This is a genomic window from Actinokineospora iranica (assembly GCF_900101685.1).
Classification (GTDB): domain Bacteria; phylum Actinomycetota; class Actinomycetes; order Mycobacteriales; family Pseudonocardiaceae; genus Actinokineospora; species Actinokineospora iranica.
In genome coordinates, this window is sequence record NZ_FMZZ01000001.1 from 485312 (window position 1) to 498617 (window position 13306).

12 protein-coding genes and 1 pseudogene are annotated in these 13306 nt (G+C 69.8%); 3 read left to right on the forward strand and 10 right to left on the reverse strand.

Annotated elements, in window-relative coordinates:
• Nucleotides 1-19: 19 nt before the first annotated feature.
• Nucleotides 20-679: an O-methyltransferase gene (locus tag BLS56_RS02245; protein ID WP_139190462.1), complete on the reverse strand. Its 660-nt coding sequence runs from the start codon at nt 677-679 to the stop codon at nt 20-22.
• A gap of 491 nt (nt 680-1170) precedes the next feature.
• Between BLS56_RS02245 and BLS56_RS02250 the strand changes: the two genes are divergently transcribed.
• Nucleotides 1171-2451 carry a polysaccharide pyruvyl transferase family protein gene (locus BLS56_RS02250; RefSeq protein ID WP_175482618.1) on the forward strand — a complete coding sequence of 427 codons (1281 nt, stop codon included), beginning with the start codon at nt 1171-1173 and terminating at the stop codon, nt 2449-2451.
• Between the two features lie 31 nt (nt 2452-2482).
• On the opposite strand, the pseudogene BLS56_RS02255 reads toward BLS56_RS02250, so the two are convergent.
• From BLS56_RS02255 to BLS56_RS02270, 4 genes and pseudogenes are all read right to left on the reverse strand, one after another.
• Nucleotides 2483-2620 (reverse strand): annotated as a pseudogene (locus BLS56_RS02255) (sigma factor); the annotation flags it as partial.
• Nucleotides 2621-2641: 21 nt separating this feature from the next.
• Entirely contained in the window at nt 2642-3184 is a 543-nt protein-coding gene (locus tag BLS56_RS02260) for a Rossmann-fold NAD(P)-binding domain-containing protein (protein WP_091447655.1), read from the reverse strand.
• A gap of 38 nt (nt 3185-3222) precedes the next feature.
• Nucleotides 3223-3852, reverse strand: a complete 630-nt coding sequence (bluB, locus tag BLS56_RS02265) for a 5,6-dimethylbenzimidazole synthase (protein ID WP_091447658.1) — start codon at nt 3850-3852, stop codon at nt 3223-3225.
• A gap of 184 nt (nt 3853-4036) precedes the next feature.
• Nucleotides 4037-4681, reverse strand: coding sequence for a TetR/AcrR family transcriptional regulator (locus tag BLS56_RS02270; protein ID WP_091447661.1), 645 nt, complete (start codon nt 4679-4681; stop codon nt 4037-4039).
• Here BLS56_RS02270 and BLS56_RS02275 point away from each other — a divergent pair.
• Nucleotides 4671-5582 (forward strand): oxidoreductase, encoded by a 912-nt coding sequence (locus BLS56_RS02275; RefSeq protein WP_091447664.1) that lies wholly within the window; start codon nt 4671-4673, stop codon nt 5580-5582. The genes BLS56_RS02270 and BLS56_RS02275 overlap by 11 nt on opposite strands.
• A gap of 38 nt (nt 5583-5620) precedes the next feature.
• Here BLS56_RS02275 and polA read toward each other — a convergent pair whose 3' ends face one another.
• Nucleotides 5621-8356: a DNA polymerase I gene (gene polA / locus BLS56_RS02280; RefSeq protein WP_194957320.1), complete on the reverse strand. Its 2736-nt coding sequence runs from the start codon at nt 8354-8356 to the stop codon at nt 5621-5623.
• Nucleotides 8357-8399: 43 nt separating this feature from the next.
• Between polA and BLS56_RS02285 the strand changes: the two genes are divergently transcribed.
• The gene (locus BLS56_RS02285) at nt 8400-8828 is read left to right on the forward strand and encodes a hotdog fold thioesterase (protein WP_091447667.1); all 429 of its coding nucleotides are present in this window, start codon (nt 8400-8402) and stop codon (nt 8826-8828) included.
• Nucleotides 8829-8917: 89 nt separating this feature from the next.
• Here the strand turns inward: BLS56_RS02285 and BLS56_RS02290 are convergent, their stop codons facing one another.
• From BLS56_RS02290 to BLS56_RS02305, 4 genes are read right to left on the reverse strand one after another with little or no spacing between them, the layout of a single operon-like run.
• Nucleotides 8918-9631, reverse strand: a complete 714-nt coding sequence (locus BLS56_RS02290; protein WP_091447669.1) for an ABC transporter ATP-binding protein — start codon at nt 9629-9631, stop codon at nt 8918-8920.
• A 52-nt stretch (nt 9632-9683) separates the two neighbouring features.
• Nucleotides 9684-10526: an ABC transporter ATP-binding protein gene (locus BLS56_RS02295; protein WP_091447672.1), complete on the reverse strand. Its 843-nt coding sequence runs from the start codon at nt 10524-10526 to the stop codon at nt 9684-9686.
• The gene (locus tag BLS56_RS02300; protein ID WP_091447674.1) at nt 10523-12319 is read right to left on the reverse strand and encodes a branched-chain amino acid ABC transporter permease; all 1797 of its coding nucleotides are present in this window, start codon (nt 12317-12319) and stop codon (nt 10523-10525) included. Before BLS56_RS02300 ends, BLS56_RS02295 begins: the two co-directional genes overlap by 4 nt.
• On the reverse strand, nt 12316-13233 hold the full coding sequence (locus tag BLS56_RS02305) for a branched-chain amino acid ABC transporter permease (RefSeq protein WP_091447676.1): 918 nt from the start codon (nt 13231-13233) through the stop codon (nt 12316-12318). The genes BLS56_RS02300 and BLS56_RS02305 overlap by 4 nt, the downstream gene beginning before the upstream one ends.
• Nucleotides 13234-13306: the final 73 nt, after the last annotated feature.

The window sequence follows — 13306 nt, forward strand, 5'->3', positions numbered from 1 at the left end:
GTGGTCTCAGCCTGCGAAATCACGCTGTGGGGTCGCCGAGGAAGCGGCCGACGCCCCAGGCCCGGTCCCCCGGTTCCGTGACCTCGGCGACGGCCACGCCGTCGACGTAGTACTCGACGGGCTCGATCAGGCCGAGGTCGACCGCCTCCTGCCAGGCCTGGTACGGGCCGACGCCCCAGGGGTACCAGGGGATCAGGTCGTCGGTGACGACGATCGCGCCCGCTTTGGCGATGCGGCGGGCGTTGCGGGTGTCGGCCGCGGCGACCTCGTAGTCGTGGCCGCCGTCGATGAACACGAGGTCCGCGGCTTCGCGCATTGTCTCCAGATAGCGGGGCAGGGTCTCGACGGAGTTCCCGACCACTAAGTCATGTCTGCCCGGGTAGTTCGCGTCGATGAACTCCTTGGCGAGTTCGACCGAACGGCGGTTGTCCAACTCGAAGGACACCACCCGGGCATCCGGTGAGCTTTCCAGGAATGCCAGGCTGGAGAAACCGACGTTGAAACCGATTTCGGCGACGACCCGCGACTTCGACATCCGGGCGAGTTCCCGCAGATACAGCGCCTGCGCGACGCTGGCGCCGCCTTCGTGGACCGGGACGCCGCGTTCCCGGACGTATCCGTAGACTCGCCACATCAAAGTCTCGATATCGCTCATGACTTCGTCGGGTCTTGTTTCCACTGTGCCACCTTTTCCCAGATGCCCCCGGCCCAAGGTGGCACAACTTACCGGAATTCAACGAATGCGCATACAGCCGTCCGTGACAATCCACGCCGTGACGCAGGCTCACCATCCGACATGTTTCGGGCCGGGCCAGAGAATTCGATCTTGTCCCGCGCCGCTCCCACCTCCCGCTTCGCCAGCGCTGTCGGCGACCGTCTGGGAGCGCTCTCCGCGAACCGAACACGCCGCGGACCGCTGCCCACTACCAGACTTCGGCCACCCGCAAGGAGGTTTTGAACAAAGTCTTGCCACCCGCGCAACGCGTTCCGAAGGTTTATGTCAACCGTGCGAATAAATGAAGGATGGTTCATTTTCTCGACCGGACATCATTCCGCCCGCACGTAACAGAAGATTTACTCCGAGCCTCTTGGATTCGCCCGGGAGTGTCATAAGGTCGACTCGCGGCTGAATATATGATTCCCACCGCACCTGCCAGCGTCGCCTGCTGTATGCGGTATCTTCCGCGCAGCCACCTCGCCGGGGTGCTGCCGCGTGCGGCGGCGCACCTGTTCGAGACCGCGCACAGCGCCCACCCCAACCGCGGCGAGCGGCCGAGAACGGCCTGGATACTCCAGTTCACCCAGCGGCGGGCACCAGGCGATCCACATCGGACACACCAAAAACTGGCGCAGGGCCAGGAAAGGAGCACCCGAGTGCTGACCGACCCGGGCGCGATCGTGCGCGCCCAGCTGGCCGGACTCGGCAACCGACGCGCCCGCGGCAGGCGGGCGGCCCGGGTGTTGGTCGTCGGCGACTTCGGCAACGGCGACACCGGCGACGAGGCGCTGCTCGCCCGCGCGCTGGGGGAACTGCCGCGCGGCACCGAAGTGAGCGTGCTCTCGCGCAACCCGCGGCTGGTCGAGTGGACCCACGGCGTGCCGTCCCGGCCGATGACCGCGCTGTCGTTCGCCGGTGGCCTGCGCTGGTCCGACGCGGTGCTCGTGGTCGGCGGCGGCATGTTCGGCGCCGGGCTGCCGCCGCTGGTCCGGCTGCTGCCCTGGGTGGTCGACGCGGCCAAGGCGGCGGGCCGGGACACCGTCTACCTGGCGATCGGCGCGTACCCGGGGATGCCGCCCGCGGTCGCGCGACGGCTGCGGGCCGCCGCGCGCGAACTGGGCCGGGTCACCGTGCGCGACCGGCTGTCCGCCGAGACGCTTGGCGCGAACGTGCCGAATGTCGGCGACCTGGCGCTGCGGCTGCGCCCCGAGCCGCCCGAGCACGCCGCCCGCGCGCTGGCCTGCGCGGGCGTGGACACCTCGACCCCGCTGCTCCTGTTGTCCCTCAAGGCAGTGCCGGACCCCGCGAAGATGGCCGCGCTGGCGGACTCGTGCCTGCTGGCCGCCCGCCGCTGGCGCGAGCACGGCGGAAGCGTGGCCGCGCTGGCCCTGTCGACCCACGCCGACCACGGGCTTGGTCTCGCCCGCCGGGACGCCGCCCTCGCGGCCGAGCTGGCCGACCGGCTCGGCGCCCCGCTGCCGGTGCTCGGCCCGCAGCTTCCGCCCGCCCTGGCCAAGGCCGTGGTCGGGCGCGCGGCGGGGGTGCTCGGCCTGCGTATGCACGCGATGGTCTTCGCCGTCGGCTCCGGTGTCCGGTGCGCGGGCTTCGCCTGGGAGGAGAAGACGCGCGCGTTCCTGGTCGAGGCCGACCACGCCACCATCCTCGACCCCAAGACCCCGAAGTCGGTCACCGACTGGGTGGACGCGACCATCGCGGCGGTGTCCGCGGCCTGACCCTGACCGACCGGACCACCGCGCCCGCGTGGTCCGCCGTGCGCCACCGCAGGAACGCGTCCTGGACGACGTCCTCGGCCTCCTCGGCCGAACCGAGCAGGCGGTAAGCGAGGCCGAACAGCCTGCGGCGCCTGCCGTCGAACTCCGTGGCGTACTCCCCCGTGGACACCGCACCAGTGTGCGGCCGGGGTCAGGAGGCGTGCGCGCGGGCCTCGCCGACGTGCTGGATGGCGGGCGCGCGGCCTGCGAGGGCCCGACGCAGACCGGCGAGCACCCCGTCGGTGATCTCGTCTGCGGTGAGCCAGCGGGTGCGGCCCGCGTACCGCCGCACTCCCAGGACGACATGCTGGGTGGGATGGTTGGCGAGCACCGTGTCCGGGGCGCCGCGCTGGTCGCCGATGCCGTGCACCTCGATCACCGGGGCGTCCGGGCGCAGCAGCGGCTCCACGGCGCGCAGCATCGGGACCCGGCAGGGGCCGTGCATCCAGGCGACCAGCAGGTCGGCGGGCCCGCCGAGCGCCCGGGCGGCGCGGCGGGCGAGGTCGTCCGGCCTGGACCAGTCGGCCTCCACCCACCGGGCGCGGCCGATGTCGTCGTCAGCCGGGAGGTCGGTGGTCAGCGGTTCGTAGCGGCGGCTGGGAAGGACGACGTGCCACCCGTCTGCCACCAGGGCGGCGGTGCACCCGGCCAACATGCCGGTGCCACCGAGAACCAGGGCCCGTTTGGTCGCCATGCCCGCCTCCACTTCCGATCAGCCAGGCAGCCCCGGCCTCACGCGTCTCTCGGGGTGTAGCGCTCGTGGTGCACGACCTGCTCAAGCGGCATCCGGCTCCGCCAACCGTGCCGTTCGAGATCCGGCACCTCATGCAGCCGCTCGACCGGGCCGAGACAAAGCCAGGCGACCGGGCGGATATGCGCCGGAATACCCAACAGGTCACGCAAATACTCTTCACGATAGAAACTCACCCAGCCAACGCCAAGCCCCTCCGCGGTCGCGGCCAGCCACAGGTTCTGGATGGCCAGGCACACCGAGTACAGGCCCGCGTCCGCGATGGCGTGCCTGCCGAGAACGGCGGGCGACCCGCGCTCGGGGTCGTAGGTGACGACGACGGACAGGGTGGACTCAAGGATGCCGTCGATCTTGATGCGGTCGAAGGTGGTGGCGCGTTCCCCGGTGAGCCCTGCGGCGAACCGGGCCCGTTCGGTGTGGACGTGGCGGTGGAACTCGGCGCGGGTGCCGGGGTCGCGGACCAGCACGAAGTCCCAGGGCTGCGACATGCCGACGCTGGGGGCGGCGTGCGCAGCGGACAGGACCCGCTGGAGCACGTCGTCGTCGATCCCGGCGCCGGTGAACTCGGCCCGCACGTCGCGACGGCGGCCGATGACCTCGTAGACATCCACCGGGTCAGCCTAGATTCCGGCTTTGGGCACTTGTTTGCTGGCTGGCCGTGGGGGGTGCTTGGGCTGGTCTGCTCGATGGGGTCAGGTGCGGCTTTGTGGGGGACGGGTGTCCTGCCTGCCTACCTGCTCTCCCCGCTCCCTGCCTAACTGCCTATGAACGCTCATCGTGGTGCTGGCTGCTGTTTCAGCGGAAGCGGTGGAAGAAGGTTTCCACCAGGAATCGGGCCATGGCGGTGAGGCGGTCGGGTGGGTAGGTGTCGGGGTCGTTGAGGGCGAGTCTGCCGCCTTCTTCCATGGCGTTGAGTAGCAGGTGGGCGAGCAGGTCGACGTCGATGGTGTCGGCGTCGGGGTGGTCGCGGAGGAACCAGCGGGTGATCTCTGCGAACCGGGTCCGGATGGTGGCTTCGGCCCGTTGTTTGTGCGTGCGGACCGGGGGCGGTATCCCGTCGACGGGTAGCAGGATGGAGCGCCAGCGCTGGGGGTTGGCGACCACGGCGGTGAAGAACCCGTGGGCGACGTGGGTGAAGGTGTCGACGGGGTCGGCGTCGGTGATGTCCGCGGGCAGGGTGGCGTTGACCTCGGCGAGTGCGCGGTCGCCTTCGCGTCGCAGCAGGTCGCGCAAGATGTGGTTGGCGTCGGTGAACTGGCCGTAGACGACGGGGCGGGTCACGCCTGCCGCCTTGGCGACGGCGTCGACGGACACGGCGGCCACGCCCGCGGTGTTGATGATTTCCAGGGCGGTGTCGAGCAGTTGCTCCCGGCGCTGGTCCGGCGCCATGCGCGGCGCGTAGGGGCGCTTGCCCGGCGCCGTGGTGTGGATGCAGATCAACCATCCCGGCCGGGTCGCCACCGTCCCGTTCACCCGCCGCCCCGTCGCGCCCTCGGCCAGCCGCGAACCCGTCCCGGGCTACAACCTGCGCAAACCCCGCGAACTCACGGCGACCCGGATCGAGACGCTGATCCGCTCCTACGCCCGGACCGCCGAACTCGCCGTCGCCGCGGGCTTCGACGGCGTGCAGATCCACGCCGCGCACGGCTACCTGCTCTCCCAGTTCCTGTCGCCGCTGGCCAACACCCGCGACGACCGCTACGGCCGCGACGCCGTGGGCCGCCGCCGCGCCCTGCTCGACACCGTGACCGCCGTACGCGCGGCCGTCGGCCCGCGCACACCGATCTCGGTCAAACTCAACTCCGCGGACTTCCAGCACGGCGGTCTCACCGAGGCCGAATCCCTCGACGTCGCCACCGCGCTGGCCGACGCCGGAATCGACCTGCTGGAGATCACCGGCGGCAACTACGCCGGACCCGCCATGGAAGGCGTCCACCACACCGGCCGCGAAGCGTACTTCGCCGACTACGCCACGAAAGTCCGCGAACTTACCCAGGTGCCGCTCATGCTCACCGGCGGCCTGCGCACCCGCGACACCATGGAACACCTCGTCCGCGGCGGCGCGGTCGACCTGGTCGGCATCGCCCGGCCCATGGCGTTCGTCCCCGACTACCCGGCCCGCATCCTCGCCGGGGAACCCGAACCCCTCCTGCCCCAGGGGCCGCGGCCGATCGGCTACCGGCCGCTGGACGGCTACCTCCAACTCGCCATCCACAACGCCCAGTTCCACCGCGTCGCCGCCGGACGCACCCCGCACACCCACGCCGGGATCGGCACCGTGCTCCGCGCGCTCACCACGATGTCGGCGGCCATGACCAGCCAGGCGGTGCTGCCCCGATGACCATCGACAGCGCGCGGCGGGCCGCCGCCGTCGGTCTGTCAGTGGGCGGCTTCGTTCCAGGAGCGGCCGAAGCCGACTGAGACGTCCAGGGGGACGCGGAGGTGGAAGGCGCTGCCCATTTGGGTGCGGACGAGGGTTTCCACCTCGTCGCGCTCGCCGGGGGCGATGTCCAGGACTAGTTCGTCGTGGACTTGGAGGAGCATCCGGCTGCGGAGGTCGGCCGCTTTGAGTTCCCGGTGGACGCCGAGCATGGCGACCTTGATGATGTCGGCGGCGCTGCCCTGGATGGGGGCGTTGAGGGCCATGCGTTCGGCCATCTCGCGGCGTTGGCGGTTGTCGCTGGTGAGGTCGGGGAGGTAGCGGCGGCGGCCGAAGATGGTCTCGGTGTAGCCGTCCTTGCGGGCGCGGGCCACGACCTCCTGGAGGTAGTCGCGGACGCCGCCGAAGCCCTCGAAGTAGTCGGTCATGAGGCCACGGGCCTCTTCTGTGGTGATGCGCAGCTGCTGGGACAGGCCGTAGGCGGAGAGGCCGTAGGCCAGGCCGTAGTTCATCGCCTTGATCTTGGCTCGCTGTTCGCCGGTGACCTCGGTCGGGGCGACGGAGAACACGCGGGCGGCGGTGGCGGCGTGGAAGTCGAAACCGCTGTTGAACGCCTCGATCAGGGCCTCGTCGCCGGAGAGGTGGGCCATGATGCGCATCTCGATCTGGCTGTAGTCGGCGGTGAGGAGTTCCGCGAAACCCTGGCCGACGACGAAGGCGTCGCGGATGGTGCGGCCCGCCTCGGTGCGGATCGGGATGTTCTGCAGGTTGGGCTCGGTCGAGGACAGCCTGCCGGTGGCGGCGATGGTCTGGTTGAACGTGGTGTGGATGCGGCCGTCGTCGGACACCGACTTGATCAGGCCCTCGACGGTGACCCGCAGCCGGGTGGCGTCGCGGTGTTCGAGCATGTGCGCGAGGAACGGGTGCTGTGTCTGCTCGTACAGCGTCGTCAGCGCCTCGGCGTCGGTCGTGTAGCCGGTCTTGGTGCGCTTGGTCTTGGGCATCTGCAGCTCGTCGAACAGCACGACCTGCAACTGCTTGGGCGAGCCGAGGTTGATCTCCTTGCCGATCACGTCGAACGCGGCGCGCTCGGCGTCGCGGACGCGGGCGGCGAACTCGGACTCCAGGATCTCCAGCCGCTCGGTGTCGACCGCGATGCCCACGGCCTCCAGCTCGGCGAGCACCCGCAGCAGCGGCAGCTCCATGTCGGCCAGCAGCGGGGCCTGCCCGGTGTTGTCCAGCGCCTTCTCCAGGGCGTCGGCCAGCTCGGCGATCGCGCGGGCGCGCAGGATCTGCCCGGCGGCGAGCTTGCGGTCGTCCTCGCCCTCTTCGTCCAACAGGGAAAGCTGCTGCTCGCCCTCCTGGTCCTCGACGCGCAGCTCGCGCTGCAGGTAGCGCAGCACGAGGTCGTCCAGGGTGAAGGTGCGCTGGCCGGGGCGGACCAGGTACGCGGCGAGCGCGGTGTCCATGGTCAGGCCGCCCAGCTCCCAGCCCCGGTGCCGGATCGCGTGCAGGGACCGCTTGACGTCGTGGGCGAGCTTGGTCACCTCCGGGTCGGCCAGCCAGGCGCGGAAGACCTTCTCGTCGTCCTCGGTCAGCGTCGTCACGTCGACGTAGACGCCGTCGCCCCCGGCGGTGGCCAACGCGACCGAGCGCAGCTCGACGGCCTGCCCGGACACGCCGACCTGGACCTCGCCGAAGGACAGCCCGATCCGGGAGCCCTTCGGCGCGTGCGTGGCCAGCCAGTTCGGCAGCTCCCCCGGCGCCACGGCGCCGCCGGTGACCTCGAAGCCCTCCTCGGCCTCGGGCTGCGCGGTGGACAGCGTGGCGAACAGCCGGTCGCGCAGGACGCGGAACTCCAGCTCGTCGAACAGCCGGTGCACGGCGTCGCGGTCCCAGTCGCGCACGGCCAGCTCGTCCGGCTCGACCCCCAGCGGCACGTCGCGCACCAGCTCGGTGAGCTGGCGGTTGAGCATCACCGCGGACAGGTGCGCGCGCAGCGAGTCGCCGACCTTGCCCTTGACCTCGTCCACCCGGTCGATCAGCTCGGCCAGCGAGCCGAACTGCTGGATCCACTTGGTGATCGTCTTCTCGCCCACCCCGGGGATCTTGGGCAGGTTGTCGCTCGGGTCCCCGCGCAGGGCGGCGAAGTCGGGGTACTGCTCGGCGGTGACGCCGTACTTCTCCAGCACCGCCTCCGGGGTGAACCGGGCCAGCTCGGAGACGCCCTTGACCGGGTAGAGGACCGTGACGTTGCCGTTGACCAGCTGGAGCGCGTCACGGTCGCCGGTGCAGATGGCGACGTCGAAGCCCTCGGCGGTGGCCATCGTGGTCAGGGTGGCGATGAGGTCGTCGGCCTCGTAGTTCTCCTTGGCCAGCTTCGGGATGTTCAGCGCGGCCAGGACCTCTTCGATGAGGCTGACCTGGCCCTTGAACTCGTCCGGGCTGGAACTGCGGTTGGCCTTGTACTCCGAGTACGCCTCACTGCGGAACGTCTGCCGGGAGACGTCGAAGCACACCGCGAGGTGGGTGGGCGCCTCGTCGCGCAGCAGGTTGATCAGCATCGAGGTGAAGCCGTAGACGGCGTTGGTGTGCTGGCCGGTGCCGGTCTGGAAGTTGTCCTTGGGCAGCGCGAAGAACGCCCGGTACGCCATGGAGTGGCCGTCGATGAGCAGCAACCGGCGGGTGGCGGTCGCGGTCGCGGTTGTGGCTCGGGTCTCAGTCTTCGCAGGCACGGTCCGAGTCTAGGGTGGAGCACCGACACTCAACGGAGGGCCCATGAGCACTGTCGATCCGGCCAGGTTCCCCGGCATCAGTCCGGAGATCGCCGACCAACTGCTGGCGGACAAGCTGGGCATCGAGATCATCGACTGGTCGCCGGAGCGGATGGTCGCGACCATGCCGGTCAAGGGGAACTTGCAGCCTTATGGGCTGCTGCATGGTGGGGCCAACGCGGTGCTTGCCGAGACTTTGGGGTCTATCGCGGCGGCGCTGAACGCGCCGGAGGGGAAGCTGGTGGTGGGGTTGGAGTTGTCCTGTACCCATCACCGGGCCGCACGTGCCGGGCTGGTGACGGCTGTGTGCACGCCGTCGCATGTGGGGCGTACCGCTTCGACGTTCGACATCGTGATCACCGATGAGAATGAGAAGCGGACCTGTACTGCTCGGCTGACTTGTGTGGCCGTGGATCGGGCACCCGGGGCTTGAGGTTTGTGCCGGTTGGACAGAGGCACGTTTTCGCTTGGGAGGTCTGCCGTGTCCCGAATATCGTCTGGGGGACACGGCAGACCTGCCAACTAGCCTTCGCCGAGGTAGGCCTCTCGGACTCGGGTGTCGGCCAGGAGTTCCGGGCCGGGGCCTTCGAGGGTTGTGGCGCCCAGGTCGATGACGTATCCGCGGTCGGATAGGGCCAGGGCGGCCAGGGCGTTCTGCTCTACCAGCAGGATGGTGGTGCCCTGGGCCTGCAGTTCGCGGATGGTGTCGAAGATTCGCTGGGTCATGATCGGCGACAGGCCCATGGAAGGCTCATCGAGCATGAGCAGGCGGGGGCGCGACATCATCGCCCGGCCGATGGCGAGCATTTGTTGTTCGCCGCCGGAGAAGAGGCCTGCCTTTTGTTGGCGACGTTCACCAAGTACCGGGAAAAGCTCGTAGACGCGGCGGATGTCGGCTTCCACCTTGTCGTCGGAGCGGGTGTAGGCGCCCAGTTGCAGGTTTTCCTCGACGGTCATCCTGCCGAAGGTGCGCCTGCCTTCCGGGCATTGGGCGATGCCCTTCGCCAGGATGGTGTGCGCGGGCAGGGAGTCGATGCGCTGTCCGTCGAAGCGGATCTCTCCTGCGCGCGGGCGCAGCAGGCCGGAGATGGTGCGCAGGGTGGTGGTCTTGCCCGCGCCGTTGGCTCCGATCAGGCTGACGATCTGGCCTTCCTCCACGACGAAAGACACGTCGCGCACGGCCTCGATGGCGCCGTAGGCGACGCTGAGGCCGTTTACCGTCAACAACCGGCTCATGCGGCCACCTCACCAGGTCGGTGGCTCCACTCGCCGCACTTCGCAGGCTCGCTCATGGCTTTTCCCTCTTGTCCTGTTCGGCCGCCCCGCGTGTCTCGGACTCGATTTCCTCCGGGGGTTTGCCGAGATAAGCCTCGATGACCCTGGGGTCGGCGCGGACGACCTCGGGCCTGCCCTCGACCAGGAGTTCGCCCTGGACCAGCACCGAGACCGAGTCGCAGAGGCCGAAGATGAACTTGATGTCGTGCTCGATCACCACGACCGACACGCCGGTGTCGCGGATCGCGAAGATGAGCTGGCGGGCCGCTTCGGTTTCCTGGGGGTTCATTCCGGCGGTCGGCTCGTCGAGGAGCAGCACCTTGGGGTCGGTGGCCAGGGCGCGGGCGATTTCCAGCCTGCGTTGGTCGCCGTAGGGGAGGTTGCGGGCGATCTCGTCCTCGGCGCTGGCCAGGCCGACGAAAGCCAGCAATTCCCGGGAGCGCTGCTTGGCGGCGTTTTCCTCGCGGCGGAACGACGGTCCGTGCAGCAGCGAGGCGATCGGCCCCTGCCGCATCCGGCAGTGCCTGCCGACCAGGACGTTCTCCAACACGGTCATGTTGGGGAACAGGCGGATGTTCTGGAAGGTGCGCGCCACCCCGGCGATGGTCACCTCGGACGGGTCGGGCGCCAACCGCCTGCCGGACAGCAGCACCGTGCCCTTGGTCGGCGTGTAGAGGCCGGTGAGGCAGTTGAAGAACGTCGTCTTCCCCGCGCCGTTCGGGCCGATCAGGCCGACGATCTTGCCTCGGTCCAGCCGCAGCGACACGTCGTTCAGCGCCGTGAGGCCGCCGAAGACCATGGTGACGCCGCGGGCCTCCAGCACGGGGTGCGCGGTGTCCTGCGCGAGCGCGGTCATGACCTGTCTCCCTTGGCGTCCCGCTCCGGCGCGTGGTCGACGGATTCCTGTTCGGCGACCAGCGCTTCCTCGACCTGTTGGATGGATTTGCCCTCGGCGGTCTCGCCCGCCAATTCGGCCCTGCGCACCCGGTCGGGCACCAGGCCCTGGGGTCGGAACCGCATGATGAACACCAGCGCCAGCCCGAAGATCAGCAGCCGGTAGTCGCTGAACTCGCGCAGCTTCTCCGGCAGCACGAACAGCAGCGCCGCGCCGAGGACCGCGCCGGGAATGGTGCCCATGCCGCCGAGGATGACCGCGGCGAGCAGGGTGACCGACTCCAGGAACTTGAAGCTGTCATACGAGGCGGTGCCGAGTTTGTGCGCGAAGATCGCGCCCGCGAGCCCGGCCAGGGTCGCGCCGGTGAGGAAGGCGAGGATCTTGGCCCGGCCGGTCTTGATCCCCATGGCGCGGGCGGCGTCCTCGTCCTCCCGGATGGCGATCCAGGCCCGGCCGATCCGGCTGTTCTTGAGGTTGGCGAAGATCGCCATCACCGCGCCGACGACCAGCACGATCATGAAGTAGTACAGCACCCCGCCGGGCAGTTCGAGTCCGCCGACCTCCAGCGGCTGGTTGAACGCGGTGCCGCCGATGGACACCGCGGGGATGCCCGGGATGGCGTTGGGCCCGCCGGTCAGCCCGCCGATGTCGTTCTGCGCGGACCGGGTGAAGATCTCACCGAAGGCGAGCGTGACGATGGCCAGGTAGTCGCCGCGGACCCGCAGCGTCGGGGAGCCCACGATCGCGCCGATGATGCCCGCGATGACCGCGGCGACCAGCGCCGCCACCGGGAACGGCAGGGTGATGCCGAGCTTGGCCGCCGCCGCGCCGGAGAGGTTGGCGCCGACGAACGCGCCGACGCCCATGAACGCCACGTACCCGAGGTCGAGCAGGCCCGCGAGGCCGACGACGACGTTCAGGCCGATCGCGGTCGCGGCGTACACGCCGATGGTCGTCGCGACGGTCATCCAGTAGTCGGTGCCCGCCTCGGTCAGCGGCAGCGCCAGCGCGCACAGCAGCAGCACCACGATGGAGAACCCGCGGTGCCGCTCGGACAGCACCGAGATCCACTTGACCAGGCCGACGCCGTTCAGCGCGCCGAGCAGCCCGCCCGCCATGCCGAGGAAGGCCAGGAACACCGGCCCGGCGTACGGGTTGGACGCGCCGCCGAGGCCGCCCGCGGTGAGGGTGAGCGAGACCAGGTAGAGCACGCAGGCGAAGGCGAGCAGCAGCGCCAGCCAGGCGACCGGCTTGGGCACGTCGGTCGACCAGCGCGGCACCTCGCCGACGCCCGTCGCGGCCGCGCTCAGGACCAGCAGCAGGCCCGCGAGGACGCCGACGATCCCGCCGAACGCGCTCGCGCCGTCCGCGGCGGTGGCCGCGCCGAGACCGCCGCCCAGGCCGACGATGAAGACGGTGGTGACCAGGGAGACCGCGAACACGCCCCAGCCGAGCGCGCGCAGCACGCGGCCGCGGCCGGGGACCTTCGGGACGAGAGCGACCGCGACCGCGGCCACCCCGAAGAGCAGCAGGTGCAGTCGGAAGCCGGTCACCTGTAGCGGCGCGTCGAAGAACTGGAGGGTGGCCAGTTCCGGGTAGGGACCGTCGTTGAACCGGAAAGTGACCCAGGGCAGCAGGGCGGCGACGATCGCCAGGACGCCGCCGACCACGGCCAGCGGCTTGGCCGCCGCCGGGCTGGGGACCAGGCTGCCGCTCAGCTTCTTCGCGGTCTGGACCGAGGAGACCATGTTCATGCCCGCACCCTTTCGGCCTCACCGAACAGGCCCTGCGGCCGGAACACCAGGACCAGGATCAGCACCACGAAGATCCACACGTAGTCGTACTGTGTGCCGCCGGGCATGTACTGCCCGCCGAGCGTCTTGATCAGGCCGATGACGAACGCGCCGATCACCGCGCCGCGCAGGCTGCCGATGCCGCCGAGCACCGCGGCGGTGAAGGCGAAGATCCCGTTCTGGAACCCGATCGCGTTGTCGACGTTGGTGATGTCGATGCCGTAGAGCACGCCCGCGACGCCCGCGAGCGCGGCGCCGATGGCGAAGGTCAGCACGATCACCCGGTTGGGGTTGATGCCCATGAGCCGGGCGGTGTCCGGGTCCTGCGCGGTCGCCCGCATGGCGCGGCCCATCTTCGACCGGTTGACGTAGGTCTGCAACAGCACCGAGAGCACGATGGAGACCGCGATCAGCAGCAGCTGCGTCGCCCGCAGGCTGATCGGGCCGATCTTGATCTGCGCGTCGAGGAACGCCTTGGGGAACGGCTGCGCGGCGTCGGCGTCGGGGAACCACAGCCGGATCGCCTCCTGCAGCACGATCGACACGCCGAGGGCGGTGATCAGCGGCGCCAGTCTCGGCGCGTTGCGCAGCGGGCGGTAGGCGAATCTCTCCATGAGCAGGGCCACCGTCACCGCGACGACGACACCGCCGAGCAGCATCAGGGGCAGCGACAGGTACCAGTCGCCTCGAATGCCCTCCGGCAGCAGCCACCGGTAGGTGGCGAGGCCGCCGAAGGCGCCGACCATGAACACTTCGCCGTGCGCGAAGTTGATCAGTTGGATGATGCCGTAGACCATCGTGTAGCCAAGGGCGATCAGCCCGATCGTGGCTCCCAAGGCGATGCCGTTGGCGATCTGTTGCAACAGCGTCGTCACTATCCACCCTCCATACGCGGCGGGGGCGGGCTGTAGCCCACCCCCGCCGTGTCGATCAACAGCGCCTAACGAT